Below are 2066 nucleotides of genomic sequence, written 5' to 3' on the forward strand. Positions count from 1 at the left end.
TTTTACTTTAAACATTTTAATATTTGTAATAACGCTGTTTTATTTTCTTGAGAAAGTGTTTTAACTCTTCTTATAAGTTCATCTTCATTTTCTTCTTCCTCTTCGGAGGTGTAGCTGAACAAACGCCCAAGCAAAGGAATACTCCCGAGAAACGGCACCGCCGAGCGAACCTCTGATTTACTCTTGCGAATCAGGCCGCCCAGGCAAAGCGTTTCGCCATCGGCAAGCACCACCATCGTCTTCAAATTTCGGGTACTAATGTCGCGCGGGCCGTCGCCGGAGCTGCGCCCGGCCGACTTGATTTCGGGAGAAACTTCTAAGGTGATTCTCCCCTCTTGCGTCACCGAGGGCGTGAGTTCCAACGAAATGCCATCGTTGAACGAGCGGTAATCTGTAATCGGGTAACCATCGGCAGACACTTGGCTCACCAAGTAGGAGACGGTATTTGGTACATTGAGTTCCGCCTTATTGCCGGTGAGCGTGGTCAAGCGCGGGCGCGCGAGGACCTCGGCCTGGTTGTTTTCTTCGAGCGAGGCGAGCTCCAGTTCAAAGCGGTCGGGCAAGAGCCCGATTTTACCGAAAGCGCCCGCCGCCGAAAAATCCTTGCCCATAAAATCGAAGTAGCCTCGCGCGCCAAGATCGCGTTCCGCGGTCTTACGCGTGGCACCGCTATGCAGCCCGATTTCGAAGCCACGCCCGCGCTTGAATTCCACCACGATGCAAGAGAGCGTCACCTGCAGCGCCGGAATATCAATCTGCTTGAGCAAATCCACCGCCATCTGGATTTCAAAATGCGACCCGCCCAGCAAGAGCGCATTCTGTTCCTTGATTTCGGTCGCCACGAAGTTCGGGCTGGGCGCAAACTTGCCCAAGTACGCAAGCGCACGTTCGCTATGGACATGCCGCAGCGGGTAGAGCTTACTCGCCGAAAGCGCCTTGTGCGTGCCGCCCTCGCTCACGTACAAAGTCTTGCCCTCAAGCGCAAAGCTGTAACGACGCCCCTTGAACAGCGACTCAATCAAGCATTCAAGCGTCACCGCATGCAATTTAAGCCGCATGCTTTCGCGGATGTCGCCGTACAGCGCCAAGTTCAATTCCGCAACTTCCGCAAGTACATTCAGCGCCTGCGCCAAATCGCCATCGTTCACCTCGGCGCTGTACAAGTCGCCGTCCTTGTAAATCCGGATTTTATCGCTCGCTTCGCTTGATGCCTTACCCGCAGAACTCAACCGCGGGCTTTCCACCCGCAAGATTGCGCCTTCACGCCAAACCCGAAAACCATGTACAGACATTATAGAGCGAAATGCCGCCTCGGCCGGCATGGAGCGAAGCTCGCCCGTAATACGGCCTTCAAGCCCGGGTGATGCCAGAATGTTCAGGCCGGAATTCAGGGCAAACTCGCGCACGAATTCGCCCACTTCCTTGTCCTTGACCGACAACGTTACAAGCGTGTCGCGTAGGGAAAACTCATGCTCGCCGCGAACACTCGCCCGCCGCACATGGAACACGGATTTCTGCTGCACCAGTTCAAGCCCGTGGGCGGAACACAGCGCGGTCAAGGCATCCAGTACGCCCACGCCGTCCAAGTGAAACGTCACCTTCAAATCGAGGGCGTCATCCACCAACACGGGGGTTTTGTACGCAAGCGAAATCAGGCGCACCACCTCGGCAATCGGAGTGTCCACAAAATCCAGCGACACCGGTTTTTCGGCGCGCTCGACAGCCTGCACAGGCGCGAAACAGAATAAAGCCCACAGCAAAACAGGGGCAAATAGCAATTTATGGGGCAAAAATCCCTCGGGAACGGCAATAACCCTGCCCGGGATATAAAAAAGATTCCCAATTCGGCGAACCGGACTCAATTTACAAAAATAGAAGACCAAAGCCCAATTCGGTCCAAAAATTCCGTTTTGGAGTTGTCAGTCTTTATGCGTTTTTGTAGATTTATGCATAGAAAAACTTAAACCCGTTTTTTCAGCGCTTGGGAATGCTCAAAAACGCGACATTCTTTTTGGTGCCGAAAACATCAAGGAGCCTACATGGCACATTATCTTTTTACTTCTGAA

General features: G+C 53.3%; 1 protein-coding gene. It reads right to left on the reverse strand.

Annotated features, from left to right (window positions below):
- Positions 1-2 precede the first annotated feature (2 nt).
- On the reverse strand, positions 3-1760 hold the full coding sequence (locus tag Q0628_RS08695) for a type II and III secretion system protein (protein WP_298770153.1): 1758 nt from the start codon (positions 1758-1760) through the stop codon (positions 3-5).
- Between the last annotated feature and the right edge of the window lie 306 nt (positions 1761-2066).

It is taken from the genome of uncultured Fibrobacter sp. (assembly GCF_937877005.1).
In the GTDB taxonomy this organism is placed as follows: domain Bacteria; phylum Fibrobacterota; class Fibrobacteria; order Fibrobacterales; family Fibrobacteraceae; genus Fibrobacter.